General features: G+C 70.7%; 28 protein-coding genes. 17 read left to right on the top strand and 11 right to left on the bottom strand.

Annotated elements, in window-relative coordinates; all coding sequences use genetic code 11:
* The 5 genes from MFF30_RS16760 to MFF30_RS16740 all read left to right on the top strand — a co-directional run.
* A partial coding sequence (locus MFF30_RS16760; protein ID WP_283205911.1) for an FAD-binding oxidoreductase occupies positions 1-738 on the top strand: 738 nt, incomplete at its 5' end.
* A gap of 281 nt (positions 739-1,019) precedes the next feature.
* The gene (locus tag MFF30_RS16755) at positions 1,020-1,313 is read left to right on the top strand and encodes a DUF2218 domain-containing protein (RefSeq protein WP_238280622.1); all 294 of its coding nucleotides are present in this window, start codon (positions 1,020-1,022) and stop codon (positions 1,311-1,313) included.
* Between the two features lie 96 nt (positions 1,314-1,409).
* A complete protein-coding gene (locus MFF30_RS16750; protein ID WP_238280621.1) occupies positions 1,410-2,690 on the top strand; it encodes an aminopeptidase in 1,281 nt (426 codons plus the stop codon).
* A gap of 369 nt (positions 2,691-3,059) precedes the next feature.
* Positions 3,060-3,935, top strand: coding sequence for an outer membrane protein (locus MFF30_RS16745; protein WP_373320924.1), 876 nt, complete (start codon positions 3,060-3,062; stop codon positions 3,933-3,935).
* 130 nt (positions 3,936-4,065) lie between these two features.
* Entirely contained in the window at positions 4,066-4,698 is a 633-nt protein-coding gene (locus MFF30_RS16740; protein ID WP_238280619.1) for a LysE family translocator, read from the top strand.
* 7 nt (positions 4,699-4,705) lie between these two features.
* Here the strand turns inward: MFF30_RS16740 and MFF30_RS16735 are convergent, their stop codons facing one another.
* The 5 genes from MFF30_RS16735 to MFF30_RS16715 all read right to left on the bottom strand — a co-directional run bounded on the left by MFF30_RS16735 (position 4,706) and on the right by MFF30_RS16715 (position 8,796).
* Positions 4,706-5,752 carry an efflux RND transporter periplasmic adaptor subunit gene (locus MFF30_RS16735; RefSeq protein ID WP_238280618.1) on the bottom strand — a complete coding sequence of 349 codons (1,047 nt, stop codon included), beginning with the start codon at positions 5,750-5,752 and terminating at the stop codon, positions 4,706-4,708.
* Positions 5,753-5,754: 2 nt separating this feature from the next.
* A complete protein-coding gene (locus MFF30_RS16730; protein ID WP_238280617.1) occupies positions 5,755-5,949 on the bottom strand; it encodes a DUF1656 domain-containing protein in 195 nt (64 codons plus the stop codon).
* Positions 5,949-7,979, bottom strand: coding sequence for an FUSC family protein (locus tag MFF30_RS16725; protein WP_238280616.1), 2,031 nt, complete (start codon positions 7,977-7,979; stop codon positions 5,949-5,951). Before MFF30_RS16725 ends, MFF30_RS16730 begins: the two co-directional genes overlap by 1 nt.
* Positions 7,976-8,392, bottom strand: a complete 417-nt coding sequence (locus MFF30_RS16720; protein WP_238280615.1) for a DUF4345 domain-containing protein — start codon at positions 8,390-8,392, stop codon at positions 7,976-7,978. Before MFF30_RS16720 ends, MFF30_RS16725 begins: the two co-directional genes overlap by 4 nt.
* 101 nt (positions 8,393-8,493) lie before the next feature.
* Positions 8,494-8,796, bottom strand: coding sequence for a hypothetical protein (locus tag MFF30_RS16715; protein ID WP_238280614.1), 303 nt, complete (start codon positions 8,794-8,796; stop codon positions 8,494-8,496).
* Between the two features lie 222 nt (positions 8,797-9,018).
* On the opposite strand from MFF30_RS16715, the gene MFF30_RS16710 reads away from it, so the two are divergent.
* On the top strand, positions 9,019-9,654 hold the full coding sequence (locus MFF30_RS16710) for a glutathione binding-like protein (protein WP_238280613.1): 636 nt from the start codon (positions 9,019-9,021) through the stop codon (positions 9,652-9,654).
* Between the two features lie 10 nt (positions 9,655-9,664).
* Here MFF30_RS16710 and MFF30_RS16705 read toward each other — a convergent pair whose 3' ends face one another.
* The gene (locus tag MFF30_RS16705; RefSeq protein ID WP_238280612.1) at positions 9,665-10,198 is read right to left on the bottom strand and encodes a DUF2147 domain-containing protein; all 534 of its coding nucleotides are present in this window, start codon (positions 10,196-10,198) and stop codon (positions 9,665-9,667) included.
* A 222-nt stretch (positions 10,199-10,420) separates the two neighbouring features.
* Here MFF30_RS16705 and ndk point away from each other — a divergent pair, with 222 nt between their 5' ends.
* Together ndk and MFF30_RS16695 are read left to right on the top strand one after the other, a co-directional pair.
* Positions 10,421-10,843 (top strand): nucleoside-diphosphate kinase, encoded by a 423-nt coding sequence (gene ndk / locus MFF30_RS16700; protein ID WP_238280611.1) that lies wholly within the window; start codon positions 10,421-10,423, stop codon positions 10,841-10,843.
* A gap of 189 nt (positions 10,844-11,032) precedes the next feature.
* Positions 11,033-11,410, top strand: coding sequence for a hypothetical protein (locus tag MFF30_RS16695; RefSeq protein ID WP_238280610.1), 378 nt, complete (start codon positions 11,033-11,035; stop codon positions 11,408-11,410).
* Between the two features lie 22 nt (positions 11,411-11,432).
* On the opposite strand, the gene MFF30_RS16690 is transcribed toward MFF30_RS16695, so the two are convergent.
* The gene (locus MFF30_RS16690; RefSeq protein WP_373320923.1) at positions 11,433-12,560 is read right to left on the bottom strand and encodes an AI-2E family transporter; all 1,128 of its coding nucleotides are present in this window, start codon (positions 12,558-12,560) and stop codon (positions 11,433-11,435) included.
* A gap of 346 nt (positions 12,561-12,906) precedes the next feature.
* Here MFF30_RS16690 and MFF30_RS16685 point away from each other — a divergent pair, with 346 nt between their 5' ends.
* The 9 genes from MFF30_RS16685 (at position 12,907) to MFF30_RS16645 (ending at position 20,310) form a co-directional block, all read left to right on the top strand.
* Complete coding sequence (locus tag MFF30_RS16685; protein WP_238280608.1) at positions 12,907-13,209, top strand: acyl carrier protein; 303 nt, start codon at positions 12,907-12,909, stop codon at positions 13,207-13,209.
* 65 nt (positions 13,210-13,274) lie between these two features.
* Positions 13,275-13,745, top strand: coding sequence for a 3-hydroxyacyl-ACP dehydratase FabZ family protein (locus MFF30_RS16680; RefSeq protein WP_238280607.1), 471 nt, complete (start codon positions 13,275-13,277; stop codon positions 13,743-13,745).
* Positions 13,742-14,881: a beta-ketoacyl-ACP synthase gene (locus MFF30_RS16675; RefSeq protein WP_238280606.1), complete on the top strand. Its 1,140-nt coding sequence runs from the start codon at positions 13,742-13,744 to the stop codon at positions 14,879-14,881. Before MFF30_RS16680 ends, MFF30_RS16675 begins: the two co-directional genes overlap by 4 nt.
* A gap of 52 nt (positions 14,882-14,933) precedes the next feature.
* Positions 14,934-16,232, top strand: a complete 1,299-nt coding sequence (locus tag MFF30_RS16670; protein ID WP_238280605.1) for a beta-ketoacyl-ACP synthase — start codon at positions 14,934-14,936, stop codon at positions 16,230-16,232.
* Positions 16,229-17,011, top strand: coding sequence for an SDR family NAD(P)-dependent oxidoreductase (locus tag MFF30_RS16665; protein ID WP_238280604.1), 783 nt, complete (start codon positions 16,229-16,231; stop codon positions 17,009-17,011). The genes MFF30_RS16670 and MFF30_RS16665 overlap by 4 nt, the downstream gene beginning before the upstream one ends.
* A gap of 14 nt (positions 17,012-17,025) precedes the next feature.
* Positions 17,026-17,304, top strand: coding sequence for an SH3 domain-containing protein (locus MFF30_RS16660; protein ID WP_238280603.1), 279 nt, complete (start codon positions 17,026-17,028; stop codon positions 17,302-17,304).
* Positions 17,305-17,413: 109 nt separating this feature from the next.
* Positions 17,414-18,436, top strand: coding sequence for a zinc-binding dehydrogenase (locus tag MFF30_RS16655; RefSeq protein ID WP_238280602.1), 1,023 nt, complete (start codon positions 17,414-17,416; stop codon positions 18,434-18,436).
* A 91-nt stretch (positions 18,437-18,527) separates the two neighbouring features.
* Positions 18,528-19,535 carry a lipid A biosynthesis lauroyl acyltransferase gene (locus tag MFF30_RS16650; RefSeq protein ID WP_238280624.1) on the top strand — a complete coding sequence of 336 codons (1,008 nt, stop codon included), beginning with the start codon at positions 18,528-18,530 and terminating at the stop codon, positions 19,533-19,535.
* A 7-nt stretch (positions 19,536-19,542) separates the two neighbouring features.
* Entirely contained in the window at positions 19,543-20,310 is a 768-nt protein-coding gene (locus tag MFF30_RS16645; RefSeq protein WP_238280601.1) for a DUF1223 domain-containing protein, read from the top strand.
* A 558-nt stretch (positions 20,311-20,868) separates the two neighbouring features.
* Here the strand turns inward: MFF30_RS16645 and MFF30_RS16640 are convergent.
* The 4 genes from MFF30_RS16640 to MFF30_RS16625 form a co-directional block, all read right to left on the bottom strand.
* Positions 20,869-21,291 carry a GrpB family protein gene (locus tag MFF30_RS16640; protein WP_238280623.1) on the bottom strand — a complete coding sequence of 141 codons (423 nt, stop codon included), beginning with the start codon at positions 21,289-21,291 and terminating at the stop codon, positions 20,869-20,871.
* A 116-nt stretch (positions 21,292-21,407) separates the two neighbouring features.
* Positions 21,408-22,880: an Asp-tRNA(Asn)/Glu-tRNA(Gln) amidotransferase subunit GatB gene (gene gatB / locus MFF30_RS16635; RefSeq protein WP_238280600.1), complete on the bottom strand. Its 1,473-nt coding sequence runs from the start codon at positions 22,878-22,880 to the stop codon at positions 21,408-21,410.
* A gap of 84 nt (positions 22,881-22,964) precedes the next feature.
* Positions 22,965-23,264 (bottom strand): hypothetical protein, encoded by a 300-nt coding sequence (locus MFF30_RS16630; RefSeq protein WP_238280599.1) that lies wholly within the window; start codon positions 23,262-23,264, stop codon positions 22,965-22,967.
* A gap of 10 nt (positions 23,265-23,274) precedes the next feature.
* On the bottom strand, positions 23,275-24,281 hold a 1,007-nt coding region (locus tag MFF30_RS16625), incomplete at its 5' end, for an amidase family protein (RefSeq protein WP_238280598.1).

The following is a 24,281-nucleotide window of genomic DNA, read 5'->3' as shown; positions in this document are numbered from 1 at the left end:
GCCGAGGCCGCCCTGGCGCTGTTCGTGGCGCTCCGGGCCGAGGCCGGCGCCGGGCTCACGGCTTTCGAATACGTCGCGCCCTTCGGCCTCGAGATCGTCCTGCGCCATCGGGCCGGGGCGCGGCGCCCCCTGGCGGGACGGCACGCGGCCTACGCCCTGGTCGAGGTCTCCACCACGCGCCCTGGTGAGGATGCCGGCACCGTGCTGGAGCCGATGCTGGCGCGGGCGCAGGCCCGCGGGCTCTTGGAGGACGCCGTGCTCGCGGCGAGCGAGGCGCAGGCCCTGGCCTTCTGGGACCTGCGCGAGAGCCTGTCCGAGGTCCAGAAGGCCGAGGGCGCCTCGATCAAGCACGACGTCTCGGTGCCGCTCTCCAGGCTGCCGGAATTCCTCGCGCGGGCGACCCGGGCCTGCGAGGCGGAACTGCCGGGCCTGCGCGTCTGCGCCTTCGGGCATTTCGGGGACGGCAACATCCACTTCAACCTGAGCCAGCCGGTCGGCATGGACCGCGCCGCCTTCCTCGCCCTGTGGGACCGCTTCAATCGCATCGTGCACGACATCGTGCTGGCCCTCGACGGGTCCATCGCCGCCGAGCACGGGGTCGGGCTCCTGAAGCGGGCCGAGCTCGGTCGCACCGCCGATCCCGTCGCCCTCGACCTGATGCGCACGCTCAAGGCCGCGCTCGACCCCCGGAATATCCTCAATCCCGGCAAAATTCTGCCGGATCCGACCGCGCCTTGAGACCCGCGCAAAAACAATTTTGCCGGAACCGAACCCGATATCGGCGGATTGTTATTGTGCGACGCACAAAGGAAGGCCAGATTATCGACTGCAACGCGCCATAAATTGGCTGCGGTGCCGGTGGAAGAGGTTGGTACCCAAGAAAGGTCGGTTGGGTGCGCTGCGGCGGATTAGCCCGGCTTTAACCCTTCCGGCCTCTGATGGCGGGAACCACCCCGCCGTCGCGACGAGGCGGTCCGTCTGGCGGGCCGCGAGCGAAGACCGAGCAGGAGACCCGTTCGATGCCGATTTCCCAGGCGCGCGTTCCCACCGCCGAGGCCAGCCGCTACCTCAAGCAACTCTGCCGCCACTGGAGCCACAAGTTCCCGGTGGAAGCCACCGAGGATTCCGGGCGCGTGCCGTTCGGCGAGGACCGGGTCTGCACCTTCGAGGCCGGCCCCGACGCCCTGCTGATGCGCGTCGCCACCCCCGATCCGGCCGCCCTCACCCGCCTGGAGAACGTGGTCTCCGACCATCTCCTGCGCTTCGCCTTCCGCGAGAACCTCGGCGAGATCACCTGGTCGCGCGCCGCCTGAGCGTCGGTCCGCCCCGGCCGTTCCGGGAGGCTTGACGGGCCGTCCCGAGTCCCGATCTTGAGCGCGGACGCTCGAGGCAGCACCGGGAGAGACGGCATGGACGGGATCGCGCAGACAACCCACGGGGCCGCGCCGTCGGGCGCAGCGCCGCATACCGAGCGGCTGCAGCGCCTCGCCGAGGTCGCCGTGAAAGTTGGCCTCGGTCTCCGGCCGGGCCAGGAACTGGTCATCACCGCGCCCCTCGAGACGGTGCCCCTCGCCCGTGCCATCACGGAGCAGGCGTACAAGGCAGGCGCCTCCCTGGTGACCACCTTCTACTCGGACGACGCCGCCACCCTGGCCCGCTTCGCCCACGCCCCCGAGGCGGCCTTCGACACCGCCGCCGGCTGGCTCTATGCCGGCATGGCCGAGGCTTACCGCAACGGCGCGGCGCGCCTCGCCATCGCGGGCGACGACCCCGCCCTGCTGGCGGGCCAGGATGCGGCGAAAGTCGCGCGCGCCAACCGCGCCCGCTCGAAGGCCTACGTGCCGGCCCTCGAACTCATCGCCAATTTCTCCACCAACTGGACCATCGTTTCTGCCGCGACCGCCCCCTGGGCCCGCACGGTGTTCCCGAACCTGCCCGAGGACGAGGCGATCGCCCGCCTGTGGGACGCGATCTTCGCGGCCTCGCGGGTGGACGGCCCCGACCCGGTGGCGGCCTGGGAGGCGCACAACGCGGCGCTGCACGCGCGCATGAACGCCCTCAACGCCCATCGCTTCGCGGCCCTGCGGTTCTTCGGCCCCGGCACCGACCTCACGGTGGGGCTGGCCGACGACCACGAATGGTGCGGCGGCGCCTCGGCCTCGCGCAGCGGCATCGTCTGCAACGCCAACATCCCGACCGAGGAGGTGTTCACCACGCCTCACAAGGACCGGGTGGACGGCACCGTCACCAGCACCAAGCCCCTCTCCTACCAGGGCACCCTGATCGACGGCATCAGCGTGCGCTTCGAGGCTGGCCGCATCGTCGAGGCCAGCGCCCGCACCGGCGGCGACGTGCTCGCCAAGGTACTGGAAACGGACGAGGGCGCCTGCCGCCTCGGCGAGGTCGCCCTGGTGCCGGCCTCCTCGGCGATCTCCGCCTCGGGGCTGCTGTTCTACAACACCCTCTACGACGAGAATGCCGCGAGCCACATCGCTTTGGGTCAAGCCTACAGCAAGTGTTTCCGCAATGGCGGCGCGGATTTCAGCGAGGACGACCTCGCGGCGCGCGGCGCCAACCGCAGCCTGATCCACATCGACTGGATGATCGGCTCGGACCAAATCGACGTCGACGGCCTCTCCGCGGAGGGGCGCGCCGTCCCGGTGATGCGCGCCGGCGAGTGGATCGACTAGCGGCGGTCCAAACCCGGCCCGCCGACTAGGGCACGGGCATCGACCCTTCTCATTCCTCGCCGACAGCGTGTCGGCGAGGGCCGCCTTGCGCGAATCGGCGAACGCGTCGCCCCGGCCCCGGATCGGCCACGCCCGAACGCCTCATCCTCGCGATCCGGTTCGCCCGCGCTCGTGCGCAGGCGCACGCTCACGGTCTAGCTCTTATTGACGTGGGTAAATTTCCCACGCATTGAGAAGAGGTGGTCGCCGCGACCACGGACCCGCACCGGGACGGCCGGTCCACCGGACGCTCACGCCCCTTCGCGGAGCGATGCGCCGCGTCGGCGCCGGGACCTGGACCACGCGCCCGAAGACAACGAGGCTTCCATGATCAAGCAAGTCCTTCACGCGGGCCCCGTGGCCCTCCTCATCACCGGGGCGGCCCTGGCCGCCGACCTGCCGCGCCGAGCGGCGCCGCCGGTCTTTACCGCCGTCCCGGTCTTCAGCTGGACCGGCTTCTATGCGGGCTTCAACGCGGGCTACGGCTTCGATGCCGGCAGCGGCAGCAACGGCTCGACCACGATCACCACCAGCGCGGCCTCGGGGCTCATCGACAATGGCGGCGCGCCCGGCATCGCGACCTTCAGCAACAGCCGCAACAACGAGGGTTTCACGGGCGGTGGCCAGATCGGATACAACTACCAGTTCACGCCGGGCTCCGGCTTCGTGATCGGTGTCGAGGCCGACGCCCAGTATCTCGGGTTCGGCTCGGGGCGGAACACCGCCACCTTCACGGGCACGCCGAACGCCGACATCACCTTCGTGAACCCGAACGGCCTGTCGAACCTCGACTATTTCGGCACCGTGCGCGGCCGTCTCGGCTACGCCTTCGACCGGACCCTCGTCTACGGCACCGGCGGCTTCGCCTATGGCGGCGGAGGCGGCACCAGCTTCGGCCTGCCCAACAGCACCAGCGACAGCTTTCGCACGGGCTGGGCCGCCGGCGGCGGTATCGAGTATGCCCTGCCGGCGGATTCCTTCCTGAACTTCTTCAAGTCTTCCGCCGTCACGGTGAAGGTGGAGGGCCTCTATGTTAGCCTCGACCGGAACGGCACCAACGGCGCGTTCGCCTATTCGAACAGCACCGGCACGGTCTACAACGTCTCCGGCACCGGTTATGCGTCCACCACCGGCTACACCAGCCGCCGCTCCGACGACTTCGCCGTGGTGCGCGCCGGCCTGAACTACAAGTTCGGCACCTACTGAGACCCCGGGGGCCGATCCTCGATTTGACCGTCGCGTTCCCCAGCCCGATCAGACTGGCGGCCCGGTCAAATGGCGCCCCGGGAGCGATCCCGGGGCGTTGCCGCCCTCTGAACACGGTCAGAAAACCCCCATGCCCGACCTCAGCAATCTCCTCGCCTTCGCGTTGGTCGCCCTCGGCATGGCCCTGACGCCAGGGCCCAACATGGTCTACCTGATCTCGCGCTCGCTCTCGCAGGGACACCGGGCCGGACTGATTTCCCTCGGCGGCGTGGCCCTCGGCTTCGTCGTCTACATGCTGTGTGCCGCCTTCGGCCTCACCGCCCTCGTGCTGGCGGTGCCCTACGCCTATGACGCGATCCGCTTCGCGGGGGCGCTCTACCTTCTCTGGCTGGCCTGGCAGGCCCTGCGGCCGGGCGGGCGCTCGCCCTTCGAGGTCAAGGAACTCCCGGCGGACAGCCCGCGCCGGCTCTTCCTGATGGGCCTGTTCACCAACCTGCTGAACCCGAAGATCGCGGTGGTGTACCTGTCGCTGCTGCCCCAGTTCATCAGCCCGGCGAACGGGAGCGTGCTGGTCCAGGCCCTCGTGCTGGGAGCGGTGCAGATCGCCGTCAGCGTCGCGGTGAACGCCCTCGTCGCCCTCTCGGCGGCCTCCATCGCGGCGTTTCTCGTGCGCCGGCCGACCTTCGCGGTGGTCCAGCGCTGGATCATGGGGACCGTCCTGGCGGGTCTCGCCATCCGGATGGCCACCGAGGCGCGGCGCTGAATGCGCGCTACGGCGTCGGCGCCACCCCGCTGCCGAAGCGCGCGCGCAAGCGGGCGAGCCAGTCGGTGCGATGCCGGCCGGGCTCGCCCACCGAGACGGTGGCGGTCATGCCGGCCACCAGGGTGACGCCCTCCGGCACGCGGTCGATCCGGATGCGCACGGGCACGCGCTGGGCCAGCCGCACCCAGGTATAGACCGGGTCGACGTTGGGCAGCCCCTGCGTGCTCGCCGTCGCGTTGGCAGTGCTGATGCCCAGCGTGATGCTCTCCACGGTGCCGCTCAGGAGCGGATCGTAGCCGAGGAGTTCGGCCGTGACCGGATCGCCCACGTGGATGTGGGCCATCTTGGTCTCCTCGAAATAGCCGTCGATCCAGAACGAGTCGGTGTCGATGATCGCGACGTTGACCGTGCCGGTGCTGGCGTATTCGCCCGTCCGCAGGAGCAGGTTGGTCACCCGGCCGTTCACCGGCGCACGCACCTGGGTGCGCTGCAGGTTGACCTTGGCCTGCGACAGCTGCGCCTTGGCCGAGGCGAGCGCGGCCTCCGCGATCTTGGCGGTGCCGGCATATTGCTGCTTCTCCTCCACGGAGGTGGAGAGGGTGGTCAGCGCCTCGCGCCGCGCGGCCTGGGTCCGCTTGACCTGGAGATCCGCCTCCCGGTTCTCGATCTCGGCCTGGGCCGAGGCCACCGCCACCTCGAAGTCGAACGGATCGATGACGTAGAGCACGTCGCCCTTCTTCACCGTCTGGTTGTCGGTGACGCGCAACTCCGTGATCTGGCCCGAGACCTGGGGGGCGACGGCCGCCACCTGCACGCGCACCCGCCCGTCCCGGGTCCAGGGCGCGGTGACGTAGAACTGCCAGACCAGAGCCGCCGCGACCAGCGCGCAGGCCAGGATGAACCCGGTGACCACCAGGCGCAGGAGCCGGCGGCCCCGGCCGGAGCGGCGCGGGCGGGTGTCGGGCGATCCGCCTTCTCCCTTGCCCGCCCCCTTGCCCTCCCCGTTGCCCGTGGCGGGTGGGCGCGCGGACGTGTCGGTGGTGTCGTCGGCCATCGTCAGAAGAACACGATCAGGAGGGCAAGGATGCAGACGTAGAGGCCGGCCTCCGCCAGGGGCGGGTTGGCGACGTAGCGGGCGACGCGGAGCCGGGCGAAGGTCAGCCGCAGGACAATCAGGATCGCCAGCGCGCCGGCGGCGTAGGCGACGAACGGCGATACGAGGATACCGCCGAGGTCGAGGTCGCTGCGCATCAGGCGGCCCTCACGCCGAGGCGGCGCAGGAAGCGTCTCTGCCCGGCGATCACGTGCGCGGCGGTGGCGAGGTCGCTGATCGCGCGGGCGAGGTGCAGGCGCGTCTCCTGCGCGGCCCGGGGCCCCATTGCCCGCAGAGCACGGGCGCTATCCAGCATCCGGCCGGCATCGACCGCGCGGATCGCCGCTCCGGCCTCCTCGGCGGCGGGCGCGAGGGCCGCATCCCGCGCGAGGCCCCGCAACTGCGCATGCGCGCGGGCGGCCGCCGATTCGAGGCGCGCGAGCTCGAAGGCCCGCGCGAGGCTCGCCCCCCGCACGGCGGCGCTGCCCGAGCTCCAGCGGGCGAATTGCAGCAGGCGGTCGCTGTTGAGGCTGGTGCGGGTGGTGGCGTCCCCGCCCCGCCCGGCCAGGGCTTCGGCCAAGGCGCGTCGCGCCGAATCGAGGGCGAAGGCCCGATGCCGCGCCTTCGAGACCGGCAGCACCAGCCGCACGGTGAAGAACAGGATCAGCGCCGACACCATCACCAGCAGGGCGTTGGTGAGGAAACCCTGCGGGTCGTAGCTCTGCGGGTTGGCGGGCGAGAGCAGGACGGGGAAAAACACCAGAAGGATGAAGCCGATGCCGAAGGTCGGCGGGTTGAGGCTGAGGAAGCAGGCCACGAACACCACCGGCGCCATGGCGATGGCCAGGAGCGGAAAGCCCTGCACGCCCGCCAGCGCCCCGAACAGAACGATGCCCGCGCACAGGGCCGCCAGCGGCATGCCGATGAGCACGCCCTTGGCGAAGGCCCGGGGATCGGGGTTGATCGAGGACAGGGCGCAGGTGGCCGCTACCTGCACCAGGGCGAAGGAGGTCGCCGGCCAGCCGGCGGCGATGAGGAAGAGCGCGCTCAAAGCGAAGGCGATCGCCACGCGCAGCGCCCCACGCAGGGCCTCCGGAACGTCGCGGTGGGTGGGCAGGGGCACGTCGCGCAAGGGCCGGCCGCCCTGCGCCAGCACCCGGTGGCCGTCCTGCGCGAACGCGGCCGCGCGGGCGAAATCGAGGGCGCGCTGCAGGGCGAGGATCTCGTCGAGGGGCGTATCGCCCCCGGACAGGGCCTGCGCCACAAGGTCGGACAGGCGCGCGACGGCGGCCCCGGGATCGGCCCCCGGCTCGGTGAGTTCGAGGCAGAGGCGGCGCGCCTCGCCGACGCCCGCCGACGCCTCGGGCAGGCGCGCGAGGGCCATGCGCAGGTGGCGGGCGGCCGCCGCCATCACGTAGAGCGCCGCGATGGCGCTGCGGGCGCCGGCGGCCCGGTCCGGCCCGTCGTCGAGTTCGCCCGCGATGGCGCCGGCGTCGCCTCGCATCGCCGCGATCCGCTGGATCAGGGCGGCGGTCCGCAGGGTGCCGGGATCGCCCCGCTCCAGGGTTTCGCGGGCGAAGGCCCGCGTCTCGGCGATGGCGCCCGCGAGGGTGTCGCGCACGTTGCGCCAGATGCTCGGCGTGCCGAGGGCGTCGTTGATGAGGGTGATCGCCACGATGCCGAGGGTGATCGCCGCGACCCGGTCGACGGCGGCGTCGAAGGTGCTCTGCGGCGTGTCGATGTGCGCGATGGCGATGATCGCCACGGTGTAGCCCGACAGCATGGCGCCGTAGGCCCGGCTGTCCTGCAGGAAGTGGGCGGTGAAGACGCACAGCCCCAGCCAGGTGGCGAAGGAGACCAGGAGCAGCACCCGGTCCTGGGCGAACAGCGCCATCAGGACGATGGCCACGACCGCGCCCACCAGCGTGCCGAGGAAGCGGTAGAGCGCCTTCGAGAGGGCCTGTCCTCGGGTGGGCTGGGCCAGGATCGCCACGCAGACGGCGGCTGAGGACGCGCTCGACAGCTGCAGCCAGAACGCCGCGTAGAGCGCCAGGATCATGGCGAGCCAGATCCGGAACGCGAAGGCCCAGGCGGCGGGCTTCGGCACCACGCGCTCGGCCAGCGTCAGGGCCCGGTCGGCGAAGCCAGGCCGGTTCCCCTCCGGCGCGGCCCGTGCGGCCCCGGTCACGCGGCAATCCCCGGGCCGGCGCCGTCCGCGGACCGGGCCGCCACCCGCGCCTGCCACAGGCAGAGCAGCGGCGTCACCCCGAGCTCGACGGCGAGCGCTGCCATCATCACCAGGGAGGGCAGCCCGGTCAGGGCCAGACCCAGCAGGCGCGCGAGGCCGCCGAGGGCCACCACCAGGGTGAGGAAGCGGAACAGCTTGGTCTTGGCCTCGATGCCGGGCACGCAGGTCCAGAACAGGATGCCGATGCCGAGATGCAGGCCGGACAGGTAGCGGAAGTGGCTGTCGGCCGAGATGTCCACCAGACCGCTGCGGCCGATGCCGTTCAGGCCGAACAGGACCCCGTAGAGGCCCGACAGCACCGGAACGAGGGCCACCACCGCCACCACGCGCTGCAGCGCCTGCCGTTCCTGCATCGTCGCATCCAGAGAATTCACGCCTGACCGGTTCGGCAACCGGGACGGCCAGGCTTACGTTCCGTCGGCGCGCCGCAAAGCACGCGGCCCGGTTCCCGCGCTCAGGCCTTGATCTGCTTCAGGCGCTTCACGCACTTGCTGTAGTACTGGGGCCATTTCGGTCCCTGCGCGGCCTTGTCGGAGACCGAGAGGGCGCGCCACTCCGCCCCGCACTTCTTCTGGCGCTCGCGCGCCGCGCTCTGCCCCACGCTCGGCTCCTTGGCCTCCTTGGGGGCGGCCGCGCCTTGCGCCAGCGCACCGCCCGCGACGAGGGGCCCGGCCAGGGGGCTTGCCAGGAGCGCGAAGGCCGCGAAGAACGCAGCCTGGACAAACGTGACACAACGGTGCGAACGGAACGACAGCATGACGACCCCCGGAATCCTCGGCGCCACCGGCGGGCGCTCCGGCCGCATCACACCACAACCCTGGGCTGGGGCAAGCGCAAATCACGGCACGCGCCGATCGCCCGGACTTCGGCGCATGTCCCCTGTCCGCGCCGCTGGCACGGCCTCTGCAACCATCGCCGCGCGTTCCGGATTGATCCGGGGCTCGGGACGAGCTTCTTCTGCGCTGGATTAGAACCGCACATGGCACACGCGCCGGGAAAACCCATCGACGTGCACACTTGGAGCACGCCGAACGGCTGGAAGATCCCGATCATGCTGGAAGAGTGCGGCCTGCCCTACCGGGTGGTGCCGGTGAACATCGGCCGGGGCGACCAGATGGCGCCGGACTTCCTGACGATCTCGCCCAACAACAAGATCCCCGCCATCGTGGACCCGGACGGGCCGGGCGGCGAACCGATCACGGTGTTCGAATCGGGCGCGATCCTGCAGTATCTCGGCCGCAAGACCGGCTGCCTCTACCCGGCCGACGAGCGCGCACGGGTAGCGGTGGACGAGTGGCTGTTCTGGCAGGTGGCGGGCTTCGGGCCGATGCTCGGCCAGGCGCACCATTTCCGGATCTACGCGCAGGAGAAGATCCCCTACGCCATCGAGCGCTTCACCGCGGAGGCCCAGCGCCTCTACGGCGTCCTCGACCGGCGGCTGGCCGACCGGAACTACGTGGCGGGGGACTTCTCCATCGCCGACATCGCCATCCTGCCCTGGGCCAAGTACCACGAGAAGCAGAACATTCCGCTCGCCAGCGTGCCGAACGTGCGGGCTTGGCTCGAGCGCGTCATGGCGCGCCCGGCCGTGCAGCGCGGCTTCGCGGCGGTCTGAGCAACCGACCTCACTCGGCCGGCGCGGCGGCCTTCGCGGGCGCGGCTTTCGCGGCTTTCGGGGCGGGCTTGAGGGCCGGCTCCGGCTGCGCGGCGGCCTGCTGGTTCACGTCCGGCACCCGGGTCCAGGTCTGCGAGCCGCACAGGACCTTGAGCAGACAGCCCGAGACCGACAGCTCCGAGCTGCTCTCGCGCTCCAGGCTGACCTGGTACATCTTGCCCTCGTCGGCGTTGTAGATCTCGCCGGAGAACTTCGTCTCCTCGGGCTTCAGGTTGTCGAGGAGCGTGAGGCCGAGGACGGGGCGGCTGCGCTTCTTCGGATCGGGGTTCTTGATGTCCGTGCGCGGGGTGCCGTCCTCGTTGGTCGCGGTCTTGGCCCAGACCACCTTGCCGCAGATGTTGGCGGCACCCGGGCCGCAGCGGTCGATGCGCACCTTGGCGCGCCCGTCCCCGGTGAGCCAGGTGCCCGTGGGGTCCTGGGCCGGCGCGGCGGAGGCGGGAATCAGGCCGGCGAGGATGAGGGCGGCGGAAAGAGCGACGCGCATGTCCGGGTCTCCTGTGGGGCGGTGAAATCGGGGTCTGTCGTCTTGGCCCCAGGAAGAGCCCGCATTCAGGCGAATTTCCGGCGGTGTTGCGCCAAAGCCATGATTGCGGAAAATCGTCCACAATCCCCCGCGAACGCGCCTCGGGTTGAGGGTGGGGAGTCCGCCCGCTATAAGCCCGGCGCCGAAGCCATTTTCGGCTGAGCGATCACAACCGGACGGACCATGGCCACCGAGCGCACCTTCTCCATTCTCAAGCCCGACGCGACGAAGCGGAACCTGACCGGAGCGGTCAACGCCGTGATCGAGAAGGCGGGCCTGCGCATCGTCGGCCAGCGCCGCATCCAGATGAGCCGCGAGCAGGCGGAAAAGTTCTACGAGATCCACAAGGAGCGCCCGTTCTTCGGCGAGCTCGTGGAGTTCATGACCTCAGGCCCCGTCGTCGTGCAGGTGCTCGAGGGCGAGAACGCCGTCGCCAAGTACCGCGAAGTGATGGGCGCCACCAACCCGGCCAACGCCGACGAGGGCACCATCCGCAAGACCTTCTCCGAGTCGGTCGGCGAGAACACCGTCCACGGCTCCGACAGCCTGGAGAACGCCAAGGCCGAGATCGCGCAGTTCTTCAAGGATTCCGACATCGCCGGCTGAATCGCGGTTCCGGCATCCGCCGGTTGCTCCGAACATCCGACCGGGTCGGCTATGACCGGATCCGCACGCCGTCGCCCCTCCGGGGCGGCGGCGTTTGCGTCTCCACTGTGGCCCCGCTGCCCTTGCGCGGGCGGGACCCTCACGGGAAACCGGTTCGTTCCCGAATCGCTTTCACGGACCCGACATTCCATGCGCCTCACCGCTCCGCGCACCGGCCGGCTTCTGCTCGCCGCCGGCCTGCTTTCGCTCGTCGCCGCCTGCAACGCCAACAAGTCCGGCCCGACCGCGTCGCTCGAAGGCTACGCCCCCGACCCGGCGCTGAAGACGGCCTCCACCGGCAACCTCACGGGTCGCGTGCGCCACGCCTGCACCGTCACCCAGGCCCGCCTGCAGAACGTCTCGGAGGTCTCGCTGGCCCGCCCCTGCGGCTGCTACGCGAACCGGACGCTCGCGAGCCTCGACCGGGGCGAGCTCGATGCCTACCGCAGCACCGGCTACTTCAACGATTCGGCCCGCGCCAAGGCGCTCTCGGCCCTCGACAGCTGCCAGTTGCCGCGCCCGGCGTAAGGACGCTCCGGGCGCCCCGGGCTCAGGCCCGGGGTGCCTCGGCGGGCCCGGCGTCTCCCTGCGTGAAGTCCCGCCAGAGCAGGATCAGCGCGGCCATCACGGCCGGGCCGAGGAACAGGCCGAGGAGACCGAAGGTCTCGACGCCGCCGAGGATGCCGAGCAGCACCCAGAGGAACGGCAGGCGGGTCGTGCCGCCGATCAGCGCCGGGCGCACGAAGTGGTCCGCCACGAACGTGACGACGAAGCCCGCCACCACCACGACCACCGCCGGCACCACCGCGCCGTTCGCGAGCAGGATCGCGGCCGCGATGCCGAAGACCAGGGGCGCCCCGAACGGGATCATCGCCGCCACCGCCGTCAGCGCCCCGAGCAGCACCGGGTGCGGCACTCCGGCGAAATAGTAGACGATGCCCAGGAGTACGCCCTCGCCGAGGCCGACGAGGACGAGGCCGTCCACGGTGCCGTGGACCGAGGCCACCATCTGCCGCGCCACCCGCTCGCCGCGTGGGCCGAACAGCTTCGCGCTGGCGGCGAGCACCTGCGCGGCGACCTCCCGGCCGTCGCGGAACAGGAAGAACAGCGCCACCAGGGTGAAGCCGAACAGGACGACGCGCCGGACGATCTGCGCCCCGAGGCTGCGGGTCACCCCGATCACCGAGGAATTGTCGAAGCGGTGCAGGAGCTCCGAGCCGGCGGCGGGGTGGCTCAGGTTCTCCGCCCACCAGCCCTGCGCCTGCGCCGCGCCGAAGGGCAGATGCCCGAGGAAGTCAGGAACCGGGATGCCGGACTTCTCGAAGGAGCGCGCCCAAGCGACCACGTCGTGGGCCTCGCGCGCCGCCTGCACGCCCAGCACCAACAGGGGGATCAAGAACACCAGCGCCACCGCCGCGGTGAACAGGAGCGGCAGCAGGATGTTGTGCCGACCCGGCGGCCAGCGCCGCTCGGCGCGGGCGTAGAGGGGGCCGAGGGCGATCGCCAGGATCACCGCCCAGACGAGCGCCGGGATGAAGTGGTGCAGCACCCAGATCCCGAGGCCCGCGAGGACGAGGACCAGGGCGAGGCGGGCCAGGCTCTGCGACGGCCCCGACAGCGGGTGCGCGCCCGCACGCGACGGATGGTCGGGGGACAGGCGCGGGTCGGGCGCGCCCATCGGCGGCGCTCCGGCCGGCGTCACGGAGGGAAGGTGTGCCATCGTCTTGCTCGACCTCGTGCGGAGCGGCCGCGCCTGCGGCACCCACGTCCTGCTCGTGCATCTAGTCCATCGGCGAAGGATCGGAATGGAGGCGGTCGCCCGATCGCGACGCCGTGATGGCCAAGGTTGCCCCTCTTACCCCCCTCGTGTAAGGGACCGCCTTCACTGTCCAGGGCGGCGGAAACGCCGGCCGAAGGGGCATGCTGCGCGACCGGGGGCACCGGGCACCATGCGCCGGATCGCTCCGGCCCCCGATCGGCACGGGCCGAATCCGGCGGGATACCCAGTCACACGGCGAGAACGCATGTCCGACCAGACCCATACCGCCACCTTCGACCGCGTCGCGGACATCATCAGTGACACCGCCGACATCCCGCGCGACACGATCTCGCCCGAGAGCCACGCCATCGACGACCTCGGAATCGATTCGCTGGCCTTCCTCGACATCGCCTTCGCGGTGGACAAGGCCTTCGGCATCAAGCTCCCCCTCGAGCGGTGGACCCAGGAGGTCAACGAGGGCAAGGTGCCGGCTGAGGAGTATTTCGTCCTGAAGAACCTCTGCGCCCGCATCGACGCCCTGGTGGCCGAGAAAGCCGCCAAAGCCTGAGCCGAACCGCCGCGAGCCGGCGCGGCCTCTTCGCGAAACCCGCCCGCACGGGACCTTAGGACGCCATGCGCCTCGAATATTTCGAGATGATCGACGCCGTGACCCGCTTCGACCGGGAGGCCGGCCGGATCGAGGCCCTGGCCCGCGTGCCGATGGAGAGCCCGGTCTTCGAGGGGCATTTCCCCGAGCACCCGCTGGTGCCGGGCGTGCTGCTCACCGAGACCATGGCTCAGGCCTCGGGCTACCTCGTGCTCGCCCATCTGGGTTTCCGGCAGATGCCGTTCCTGATGGGCGTCGACAAGGCGCGTTTCCGGTCCTTCGTTGGCCCCGGCGCCGAACTGCGGATCGAGGCGAGCTTGGAGCATGACGGCTCGGGCTACGCCGTGACCAAGGCGGCGATCCGGCACGACGGCAAGCCGCTGGCCGATGCGGAGCTGCGCTTCCGCACCATGCCGTTCCCGCCGGGTCTCGACGCGCCGATGCGCGCCCGGGCGCGGAATATCGGCCTGTTCGATCTGGCTGGCGAACCCGCATGAGCGAATTCCGCGACGTCGTCGTCACCGGCATCGGCCTCGTCTCCTGCGCGGGCGAGGGCATCGCCGCGCATCTCGCGGCCCTCGGCGCGGGCGCGCCCGCCCGCACGGACACCGAGACCTTCGCGCCCTACACGGTGCATCCGGTCGCGCCGCTCGCCCTCGACGGCCAGATTCCGAAGAAATCGGACCAGCGCCAGATGGAGCCGTGGCAGCGCCTCGGCGTCTACGCCGCCGGCCTCGCCCTCGAATCCGCCGGGGTGAAGGGCGATGCCGAACTGAAGGGCCGCATGCACCTCGTGGTCTCGGCCGGCGGCGGCGAGCGCGACACGGCGGTGGACGGCGCGATCCTCACGGGCCTGCGCGCGGCCGAGGACACCGGTGCCTACCTCAACGAGCACCTGCAGAACGACCTGCGTCCGACCCTGTTCCTGGCTCAGCTCTCGAACCTGCTCGCCGGCAATATCGGCATCGTCCACGGAGTCACGGGCGCCTCGCGCACCTTCATGGGCGAGGAGGCCGCCGGCACCGACGCCCTGCGCATCGCCCAGGCGCGGATCGCCTCCGGCCAGGTCGACTGCATGCTGGTGGGCGGCTCCTACAGCGCCGAGCGACCCGACGTGATGGTGATCCACGAGATGGGCGGCTACCTGCGCGCCCGCGACTTCCGCCCGGTCTTCGACCGGGTGCCGGAGGACGAGGCCGGCTTCATCCTCGGCAGTGCCGCCGCCTTCCTGGTACTGGAGGCGGCCGAGCACGCCGCTTCACGGGGGGCGCGGGCGCTCGCCCGCCTCGGCCCGGTGGGCAGCGACCGCACGAAGCGCGCACCGGGCAGCACCGAGGCCAGCCTCGCGGCCCTTTGGGCGGCCACGGGCCTCGCGGCCCCGGACGTGGTGATCGCCGGCGCCACCGGCGTCGCGCCGGTGACGGCGGAGGAGGGCGCGGCCCTGGCACGCCTCGCGCCCGGCGTCTCCGTCACCGCGCTCGGCGACCTGACGGGCCACAGCCTCGAGACCACGGCCCCGTTCGGGGTGGCCCTGGCCGCCGCCCTGGTCTCCGAGAAGGGCTTGCGGGAGGTGGCGGTGACGGTGGTGGGCCATCGGCGCGGCGAAGGCGTGATCCGGGTGACGGCGGCCTGACCCGGGGTATTCCCAGACCCCGGTCGCGGCGAAAAGAGTGTAAGACGGCGCGATGACGAACCAATCTTTTCGTGATGCCAAGGGCCGGGACGCGAAGGGTCGGCCGCTGGTGGCGGTCACCGGCCTCGGCATCGTCACGTCCCTCGGGCAGGGCCAGGCCGACAATTGGGCCGCCCTGACGGCCGGCCGGTCCGGCATCCACGCCATCCGGCGCTTCCCCACGGACGGACTGCGCACCCGCATCGCCGGCACCGTCGACTTCCTCGACACCGCCCCCCTGGTGGCGCCGGCCCTGTCCCAGCGCTTCGCGGAGGCCGCCGCCGACGAGGCGATCGCGCAGTCCGGTATCGGCCGCCCCGGCGACTTCCCCGGCGCCCTGTTCATCGCCGTGCCCCCGGTGGAGATCGAGTGGCCGCAGCGCCAGGCCCTGGCCGAGGCCTCCGGTCAGACCGGCCCGATCACCTATACGGACCTCCAGCGCGCCGCCGCGAGCCGGCGCTTCGACCCCTGGCACGACCTCTTCATCTTCGGCACGGTGGCCGACCAGATCGCCGACCGGTTCGGCACCAAGGGCTCGCCGATCTCGCTCTCCACCGCCTGCTCGTCCGGCGCCACCGCGATCCAGCTCGGCGTCGAGGCGATCCGGCGCGGCGAGGTGACCGCAGCCCTCTGCATCGGGACCGACGGCTCGGTGAATCCGGAATCCCTGATCCGCTTTTCGCTGCTCTCGGCTCTCTCCACCCAGAACGACCCGCCGGAGGCCGCCTCGAAACCGTTCTCGAAGAACCGCGACGGCTTCGTCATGGGCGAGGGCGCGGGCGCCCTCGTGCTGGAGGACGCGCAAGCCGCGCGGGCGCGGGGCGCGAAGATCCTCGGCTACGTGCTCGGCTGCGGCGAGAAGGGCGACGGCTTCCACCGCACCCGGTCGAGCCCCGACGGCGCGCCCGGCATCGCGGCGATCCGCGCGGCCCTGGACGACGCCGGCACCGAGCCGGACGCCATCGACACCGTGAACGCCCACGGCACCTCGACGCCGGAGAACGACAAGATGGAGGCGATGAGCTGCGCGGCCGTGTTCGGCGACCGCATCCGCGCCCTGCCGGTCTCCTCCAACAAGTCGATGATCGGGCATACGCTGACGGCCGCAGGCGCGGTGGAGGCGGTGATCTCGCTCCTCACCATCGCGCACGGGCGCATCCCGCCGACGATCAACTACGCGGTGCCCGACCCCGCCATCCCCCTCGATATCGTGGCGCAGGCGCGCGACGTGCCCGTGCGCCGGGTCCTGTCGAACTCGTTCGGCTTCGGCGGCCAGAACACCTGCCTCGTCCTGGCGGACGAGCCGGCATGAGCGCGGGAGTCGATCGCGTGGGGAGCAATCGCCGCGTCCTCGTCACCGGCGGCGCCTCCGGCCTCGGCGCGGCGATCGTGCGGGCGCTGGCCGCTGCCGGCCACGACGTGGCCTTCACCTACCGCTCCTCCGCCGAGGCCGCCGAGCGGTTGGTGGCGGAGCTGTCGGCGGCGCATACCGACCGCGCGATCGCCGCGCAGGCCCTCGACCTCGCCGACCGCGCCGCCGTCGAGGCGTTCTGCGAAGAGATCGAGGCCGGCGAGGGCTTCCACGGCTTCGTCCACAATGCCGGCCAGTCCTACGACGCGCTGGCGGCGATGCTGGACCAGGACCGGGCCGAGGCGGCCATGCAGGTGAACTTCTGGTCGCTGACCCGTCTCGCGAAGTCGCTCGTCCGGAGCATGATCCGCGCGCGCGCGGGGCGCATCGTCGCCATCGGCTCGGTGGCCGCCCTTCAGGCCAATCCTGGCAATGCGGCCTATGCCGCCACCAAGGGCGCCCTCATCGCCTATTGCCGCACCCTGGCGGTGGAATCGGCCAAACGCGGCGTCACCGTGAACGTGATCGCGCCGGGCTTCATCGACACCGGGATGATGGCCCCCTACGCCGCCTACCGGGCCACGATGGAGCGCCAGATCCCCGCCGGCCGCTTCGCCAGGCCCGAGGATGTCGCCGCGCTCGCCGCCTTCCTGATGGGCGACGGGGCGGCCTACATCACGGGCGCCGTCCTGCCCGTCGACGGCGGACTGACCGCGATGATGGGCGTCCACCGCTCCTGAGGCCCGAGCCGACCATGGTCCCGATTCCCGCCGCGCTGGTCCTCGTGCTCCTCGTCGCCGTCCCTGCCGCCGCGGCCGAGGCGTTCCGCGTCGACGGCCTGCCGCGCGGCGAAACCCTGAGCATCCGCGAGACGCCCGATGCCGGTGCGCCCGCCCTGGGTCAGGCCCCCGTGGGGGCCCGCCTGCGCGGCTTCGGCTGCACTGCCGAGACCCCGAGCGGGCTGACCTGGTGCCGGGTCAAGGCCGGCCCGATCCTCGGCTGGGCCCGGCGGCGCTATCTCTCGCCGGAGTGAGACTGCCCCGGCGGGTTGATGCCTCGTCCCACGGAGGATAGCGAGGGGCGCATGAACGCCCGGCCCCTGCGGGGGTATCGACGGTGCCCCGCGAACAGAAACGAGCCCCATGCAAGCCCTCCAGCTCCACGGTGACCGCGACCTGCGCCTTGAGGATGTCGCGGAGCCTGCGGCCCCCGGCCCTGGCGAGGTCCAGATCCGCGTGCGCGCGGTCGGCCTGAACTTCATCGACGTCTGGGGCTTTCGCGGCATGGCCTTCGCCAAGCGCAAGCTGCCGCTGACGGTGGGGGCCGAGGCTTCGGGCGAGATCGTCTGCGTCGGCGAGGGCGTCGAGGGGCTGGCGCCCGGCGACCGGGTGGCGATGTACGGCGCCCAGACCTGCGGGCGATGCAAGGCCTGCCGGGAGGGCCGCGACAACCTCTGCGAGGACGTCTCCGGCGTGATGGGCTTTCACATCGACGGCTTCGCCCGCGAGCGCGTGACCATGCAGGCCCGCCTCGTGGTGAAGATGCCGGACGGCGTCAGCTTCACCGACGCCGCCTGCGCGCCCGTCGCCTTCGGGACCGTGCAGCACATGCTGTTCGACAACGCCCGCCTGGAGCCCGGCGAGAGCATCCTCGTGCATGCCGGCGGATCCGGCATCGGCACGGCGGCGATCAAGATGGCCAAGGCCATCGGCTGCACCGTGTTCACCACGGTGGGCGACGACGCCAAGGGCGAAAAGGCGCGGGCGCTCGGCGCCGACCACGTCATCAACTACCGCGAGGAGCGCTTCGAGGGCGAGGTCCGCCGTCTGACCAAGCGCAAGGGCGTCGACGTGGTGTTCGAGCATGTCGGGCCCGACACCTGGAACGGCTCGCTCCTGTGCCTCAAGCGCGGCGGGCGCCTCGTTACCTGCGGCTCCACCTCGGGCGTGTCCACCAGCATGAACCTCATGCAGCTGTTCCAGCAGCAATATCGCATCACCGGTTCATTCGGCTGCTCGATGGCCAACATCCGCGACGCCATGGCCAAGATGGCGCAGGGCATCACGCCGGTGATCGACACGGTGCTGCCGCTCGCGGACTTCGCGCAGGGGCTGGAGCGCCTGGAATCCCGCAAGGTGTTCGGAAAAATCCTGGTGACGCTCTGAGTTGCCGCGCACACGGGTGCCCTTCGGGGCGAAATGAATTATGCCAGGGGCCGAGGGCGTCGCCGGAACGCCCCGCGTCACGGGAATCGACTTGCTCCGCCTCGCCCTCGTCCTGAAGCGTCAGCTGCCCCGGATTGCCGGGGTCGCGATGGTCCTGCTGATCCGGTCGCTGTTCTGGCTGGCCCGACGCCTCGGGAGTGAGCGCGCGAGCGCGGTGGGCGGCCGCCTCGTCCGCACGATCGGGCCGTTCCTGCCTGCCCACCGCACCGCGATGGACAACCTGCGGGCGGCCTTCCCCGAGCACGACGCGGCCACGATCCGGGCCCTGGCCCGGCAGGCCTGGGACAATCTCGGCCGCACGGGCGCGGAATACGCGCACCTGCACACCCTGTTCGACCTCGATCTGGCGGACCTCGCGGCGAGCCGGCACATCACCGTCGAGGGCGAGGGCCATTTCGCGGACCTGCGCGACGACGGCAAGGCCGGTCTGATCTTCTCCGCCCACCTCGCCAACTGGGAATTGCCGGCGATCTGCGCCGCCAAGTTCGGTCTCGACGCCACCGCGATCTTCCGGCCACCCAACGATGCCGCCGCCGCGCGCCTCGTGCAGGAGGTGCGCCGCCAGACCATGGGTGGGCTGGCAGCCTCGGGCCAGGGCGCGGTCTTCGCCATGCAGGGGGTGGTGGACCGTGGCGGCCATCTCGGCCAGCTCATCGACCAGCACTTCACCCGCGGCGTCGTGGTGGAGTTCTTCGGCCGGCCGGTCCTCGTCAATCCGCTGCTGGCCAAGCTCGCCCGCCACTACGAGTGCCCCGTTCACGGCGTGCGGGTGATCCGCCGCGAAGGCACGCGCTTCCACCTCGAACTGACACCGCCCCTCGACCTGCCGCGGGACGCCGAGGGCGCCATCGACGTCCAGGGCGCGATGCAGATGATGACGCGCACGATCGAGGACTGGATCCGCGAGAACCCCGGCCAGTGGCTCTGGATGCACCGTCGCTGGCGCCCCAACATGCTGCCGAAGGCGAAGGCGGACCCCGCCCCGCCGGCCGATCGAGGCACCGTGATGCCCGTCGAGGGTCCGGCGGCGGTATCGTGACCCGATCATGAGTCGGCCCGCCCCTCAGCCTCGCTTCCGCCGAACCGCGACCCTGGGCCTCGCCCTGCTCCTGATCGGGACCCTCGCGGGGGGAGCGACGCCGGCGGGCGCGGGGGAGCGCAACCCCGTGGTCATCGAACTCTACACCAGCCAGGGCTGCGCCTCCTGCCAGCCCGCCTCGCGGGTGCTCGGCGACTTCGCCCGGGAGCCTGGTGTGATCGCCCTCACCTTCCCCATCACCTACTGGGACTACCTCGGCTGGAAGGACGCCTACGGCCAGGCGGCCTTCACGGCGCGGCAGCGCGCCTACGCGTCCCTGCGCGGGGAGCGGCAGGTCTTCACGCCCCAGGCCATCGTCAACGGCGAGCCCTCGATGATCCGCTCGGACCGGATGTCCCTGGAGCGGGCCCTGCGCCGGGCTCGGGCGAGCAGCGCGAGCCAGGTCACGGTCAAGAGCTGGGAGGAAGGCGACCGGATCTGCATCGACGTCGGCACCGGTCCGGAGGCCCAGGCCGACCTCTGGCTGTTGCCGGTGATGCGGCGTCGCCGGGTCTCCATCGGCGGCGGCGAGAACAAGGGGCAGGTCTTCGACTACATCAACGTGGTTCGCGGGATGCAGCGCATCGGCACCTGGACCGGCCGGCCGGAGCATTTCGAGATCCCGCGCCACGCCGCCCGGGTGCCGGAAGCCGATTCCTACGTCGTGGTTCTCCAGGGCGGCAGCGACGGGCGCCCGAGCCGTATCCTCGGCGCCGCCAAGGCCCCGGGTTTCTGAGCGGCACGCCGAGCTGCCGAGATCGTGACCGCCAGGACAAGAAGCCTGCGGGTGGCGCGGCCATGCTCTCAAGGGCCTGTCCCGGAACGGATTTTTAAGCGTATTTCGGCAGGAATGAATACAGTCGCCGAATCGTAAAAAGGGCTCTTGACGTATCCCCGATTGGGTCGCACCTTGATGTGGTGCTTCGACGGCAAAGCACAGCTCAAGCAACGAGGAGGCCTTGATCGTCTGACGATCACGACCGACGAGACGCAGGAGATTTGGGAATGACGCCACCCCAGCAGGCGGCTGCGACGATCATCCGGGGCTGATTCGACCCGGACGTTGAGCAGCGCACACGCGAATTACGGGACGGAAGCGGTCTCTCGGGGCGCAGAAGCGGCCATGCGGCACGACTTCGGACATGCACCAGCCCCACCTCGGCCGCTTCCGCCGCCGATCCGATCGTTGGATCGGTGCGCACGGTAATGGATCATTACAACGGCTCGGTCTCGATACCCACCCGCTGCGCTTTGGCGCGAGCGGTCAAACGCATGAGCGGATCGCTCGCGGCGTTCAGCGCAGCCGCCGTAGAACCGCGGCGATGAAGCGCGATTTCTCATCGCGATAGGCGTCCATCGGCAATCCGTCGCAGCGTGTCTTGAGGGCGTTGTAGCGCTCCAGCAGCCCGGCATCCCCACGCAGGGCATCGGCGAAGTGGTGGAAGACGTCGAAGGGACCGCCCTTGACGGTCAACTGGATGCCAAGGGGAAGGGGCTGCCCGTCATCCGCGAACGCGGCGAAATCCTCCGTTCGAATCGAGCCGGCATTGCGGGCGAACCGTGCCGCCAAGCAGACCTCGGCCGCGGGAAAGTCCGCCGCGTCGACCCGCACCACGAGGTCGAGGTCGCCCTTCGTCAGGCAACCCGGAATGGCGGTCGCCCCCACGTGCCGGATGTCGGCCGAGGTCGGCAGCGCGGGGCCAAGCGCACGCCGGATGCGGTCGTAGAGCGCTTCTGCGGCGGCTGCCGTGCGTTCGGTGTCCGCGACCAGCCGAAGGTGATCCGCGTTCGGAATCCTGCCCTCCCAACGATCGGGACGGGTGCCTCCGGCCCTTAATCGATCCCGAGCTTGGCCTTCAGCAGGGCGTTCACCGCCGCCGGGTTGGCCTTGCCGCCGGTGGCCTTCATGGTCTGGCCGACGAACCAGCCGAGCAGGGTCGGCTTCTCCTTCGCCTGGGCGACCTTGTCGGGGTTCTTGGCGATGATGTCGTCCACGGCAGTCTCGATGGCGCCGGTGTCGGTGACCTGTTTCATGCCGCGCGATTCGACGATTTCGCGCGGGTCGCCACCCTCGGACCACACGATCTCGAACAGGTCCTTGGCGATCTTGCCGGAGATGACGCCCTCTCCGATCAGGTCGACGATGGCGCCGAGTTGGGTCGCCGAGACCGGGCTCGCCTCGATGCTGTGGCCTTCCTTGTTGAGGCGGCCGAACAGCTCGTTGATGACCCAGTTCGCCGCGGCCTTGCCGTCGCGGCCCTTGGCCACCGCCTCGAAGTAGTCGGCCGAGGCGCGCTCGGCGATGAGCACGCCGGCATCGTAGGAGCTGAGGCCGTAGGTTTCGATGAAGCGCGCTTTCTTGGCGTCGGGCAATTCCGGCAGGCCGGCGGCCAGCGCGTCCACGTAGGCCTGGTCGAATTCGAGCGGCAACAGGTCCGGGTCGGGGAAGTAGCGGTAATCATGCGCCTCTTCCTTCGAGCGCATGGAGCGGGTCTCGCCCTTGCCCGGATCGAACAGGCGGGTCTCCTGGGAGATCGTGCCGCCATCCTCGATGATGGCGATCTGGCGCCGGGCTTCGGTTTCGATGGCCTGGCCGATGAACCGGATCGAGTTGACGTTCTTGATCTCGCAGCGGGTGCCGAGCGGGTCGCCGGGCTTGCGCACAGAGACGTTCACGTCGGCCCGGAGCGAGCCCTTCTCCATGTCGCCGTCGCAGGTGCCGAGGTAGCGCAGGATGGTGCGCAGCTTGGTTACGTACGCGCGCGCCTCCTCCGACGAGCGGAGATCCGGCCGCGAGACGATCTCCATCAGGGCGACGCCCGAACGGTTGAGGTCGACGAAGCTCTGGGTCGGGTTCTGGTCGTGCAGGGACTTGCCGGCATCCTGTTCGAGATGCAGCCGCTCGATGCCCACCGTGATGGTCTCGCCCTCGGGCAGATCGACCAACACCTCGCCCTCGCCGACGATCGGGTCCTTGAACTGGCTGATCTGGTAGCCCTGCGGCAGGTCCGGGTAGAAGTAGTTCTTCCGGTCGAACACCGAGCGGTGGTTGATCTGCGCCTTCAGGCCGAGGCCCGTGCGCACCGCCTGGGCCACGCACTCCTCATTGATGACCGGCAGCATGCCGGGCATGGCCGCATCGACCAGGGAGACATGGTCGTTCGGCTCGCCGCCGAATTCCGTCGAGGCCCCGGAGAAGAGCTTGGAGCGGCTCGTGACCTGGGCGTGGATCTCCATGCCGATCACGACCTCCCAGTCGTGCAGGCCGCCCTTGATGAGCTTCTTGGGGTTCACGGCAGCGGTCATGATGGCCCGGTTTCAGCGTTGCGGGGCGCGGGTGAGCGCCGGAAGGGTGCAAGTGATCGAAGGTGGAAGGACCGACCGGCGCGGTCAAGCGCGCAGGCGGTAGAGCTGGTGCGCCAGGAACCCCAGGGTGCCCCAGAGGAAGCCCGCGATCCAGCGGATGGGGAAGAAGGTCGGTCCGTCGTGGCTCACCGGCGCCGGCCAGGGAATGCCGACGGCCGTGAGGCCCCACGACACCAGCACCGAGACCGCGAAGGCCATCAGCGACACGAGGATGACCTTCACGAACTGGTCCGACTTCCAGCCCATCACCAGGGCAATGGCGATCAGCACCGGATCGAACGCCGCCCAGATCCAGACGTCGAAGGGATAGACCGGGACGGTCATCGGGCGCGCCTCATGCCCACCACGCGGCGGGCAGCTTGGTCCGTCCGGCGGCGTCCTCGATCACCTGGGCGGCGGCGAACAGCGTCTCCTCGTCGAAGGGCCGACCGATGAGCTGCAGCCCGAGGGGCAGGCCTTGCGCGTCGAGACCGGCCGGCACCGAGATGCCGGGCAGGCCCGCCATGTTCACCGTGATGGTGAAGACGTCCTGCAGGTACATCTCCACGGGGTCGCCCGAGCCCTTCTCGCCGATGCCGAAGGCGGCCGACGGGGTGGCGGGCGTCAGGATCGCGTCGATGCCGGAGGCGTAGGCCTCTTCGAAATCGCGCTTGATCAGGGTGCGGATGCGCTGCGCGCGGACGTAATAGGCATCGTAATAGCCGGCCGAGAGCACGTAGGTGCCGATCATGATGCGGCGCTTCACCTCGCGGCCGAAGCCCGCCGCACGGGTGTTCTCGTAGAGGCCAGCGATGTCCTTGCCGGGCACGCGCAGGCCGTAGCGCACGCCGTCGTAGCGGGCGAGATTCGAGGAGGCCTCCGCCGGGGCGACGATGTAGTAGGCCGGCAGCGCATATTGCGTGTGCGGCAGCGAGATCTCGCGGATCGTGGCGCCCGCGTCCCGAAGCATGTCGGCGCCCCGGTCCCAGAGCGCCTGGATCTCGGCGGACATGCCCGCGACCCGATACTCCTGAGGGATGCCGATGGTCAGCCCCTTCACGCCGCGCGCCACTGCCGCCTCGAAATCGGGCACGGGCAGGTCGGCGCAGGTGGTGTCGCGCGAATCCTGGCCCGCCATCGAGCCGAGCAGGATGGCGCAGTCGCGTACCGTACGGGCGATCGGGCCGGCCTGGTCGAGGGAGGAGGCGTACGCCACGGTGCCCCAGCGCGAGCAGCGGCCGTAGGTCGGCTTGATGCCGACCGTTCCGGTGAAGGCGGCGGGCTGGCGGATCGAGCCGCCGGTATCGGTCGCGGTGGCGCCGAGGCAGAGGCGGGCGGCCACCGCCGCCGCCGAACCGCCGG

The sequence above is a fragment of the Methylobacterium goesingense genome, assembly GCF_022179225.1.
Classification (GTDB): domain Bacteria; phylum Pseudomonadota; class Alphaproteobacteria; order Rhizobiales; family Beijerinckiaceae; genus Methylobacterium; species Methylobacterium goesingense.
This window is presented reverse-complemented; position numbering and strand designations above follow the sequence as displayed.

Excerpts from the sequence above, each read along its gene's own strand:
- MFF30_RS16710 (WP_238280613.1), top strand. The coding sequence starts at position 9,019 with ATGGCACACGCGCCGGGAAAACCCATCGACGTGCACACTTGGAGCACG.
- MFF30_RS16645 (WP_238280601.1), top strand. The coding sequence starts at position 19,543 with ATGAGTCGGCCCGCCCCTCAGCCTCGCTTCCGCCGAACCGCGACCCTG.
- ndk (WP_238280611.1), top strand. The coding sequence starts at position 10,421 with ATGGCCACCGAGCGCACCTTCTCCATTCTCAAGCCCGACGCGACGAAG.
- MFF30_RS16750 (WP_238280621.1), top strand. The coding sequence starts at position 1,410 with ATGGACGGGATCGCGCAGACAACCCACGGGGCCGCGCCGTCGGGCGCA.
- MFF30_RS16715 (WP_238280614.1), bottom strand. The coding sequence starts at position 8,796 with ATGCTGTCGTTCCGTTCGCACCGTTGTGTCACGTTTGTCCAGGCTGCG.
- MFF30_RS16630 (WP_238280599.1), bottom strand. The coding sequence starts at position 23,264 with ATGACCGTCCCGGTCTATCCCTTCGACGTCTGGATCTGGGCGGCGTTC.
- MFF30_RS16655 (WP_238280602.1), top strand. The coding sequence starts at position 17,414 with ATGCAAGCCCTCCAGCTCCACGGTGACCGCGACCTGCGCCTTGAGGAT.
- gatB (WP_238280600.1), bottom strand. The coding sequence starts at position 22,880 with ATGACCGCTGCCGTGAACCCCAAGAAGCTCATCAAGGGCGGCCTGCAC.
- MFF30_RS16740 (WP_238280619.1), top strand. The coding sequence starts at position 4,066 with ATGCCCGACCTCAGCAATCTCCTCGCCTTCGCGTTGGTCGCCCTCGGC.
- MFF30_RS16670 (WP_238280605.1), top strand. The coding sequence starts at position 14,934 with ATGACGAACCAATCTTTTCGTGATGCCAAGGGCCGGGACGCGAAGGGT.
- MFF30_RS16730 (WP_238280617.1), bottom strand. The coding sequence starts at position 5,949 with ATGCGCAGCGACCTCGACCTCGGCGGTATCCTCGTATCGCCGTTCGTC.
- MFF30_RS16685 (WP_238280608.1), top strand. The coding sequence starts at position 12,907 with ATGTCCGACCAGACCCATACCGCCACCTTCGACCGCGTCGCGGACATC.
- MFF30_RS16720 (WP_238280615.1), bottom strand. The coding sequence starts at position 8,392 with ATGCAGGAACGGCAGGCGCTGCAGCGCGTGGTGGCGGTGGTGGCCCTC.
- MFF30_RS16755 (WP_238280622.1), top strand. The coding sequence starts at position 1,020 with ATGCCGATTTCCCAGGCGCGCGTTCCCACCGCCGAGGCCAGCCGCTAC.
- MFF30_RS16690 (WP_373320923.1), bottom strand. The coding sequence starts at position 12,560 with ATGGGCGCGCCCGACCCGCGCCTGTCCCCCGACCATCCGTCGCGTGCG.
- MFF30_RS16680 (WP_238280607.1), top strand. The coding sequence starts at position 13,275 with ATGCGCCTCGAATATTTCGAGATGATCGACGCCGTGACCCGCTTCGAC.
- MFF30_RS16660 (WP_238280603.1), top strand. The coding sequence starts at position 17,026 with ATGGTCCCGATTCCCGCCGCGCTGGTCCTCGTGCTCCTCGTCGCCGTC.
- MFF30_RS16675 (WP_238280606.1), top strand. The coding sequence starts at position 13,742 with ATGAGCGAATTCCGCGACGTCGTCGTCACCGGCATCGGCCTCGTCTCC.
- MFF30_RS16705 (WP_238280612.1), bottom strand. The coding sequence starts at position 10,198 with ATGCGCGTCGCTCTTTCCGCCGCCCTCATCCTCGCCGGCCTGATTCCC.
- MFF30_RS16665 (WP_238280604.1), top strand. The coding sequence starts at position 16,229 with ATGAGCGCGGGAGTCGATCGCGTGGGGAGCAATCGCCGCGTCCTCGTC.
- MFF30_RS16695 (WP_238280610.1), top strand. The coding sequence starts at position 11,033 with ATGCGCCTCACCGCTCCGCGCACCGGCCGGCTTCTGCTCGCCGCCGGC.
- MFF30_RS16735 (WP_238280618.1), bottom strand. The coding sequence starts at position 5,752 with ATGGCCGACGACACCACCGACACGTCCGCGCGCCCACCCGCCACGGGC.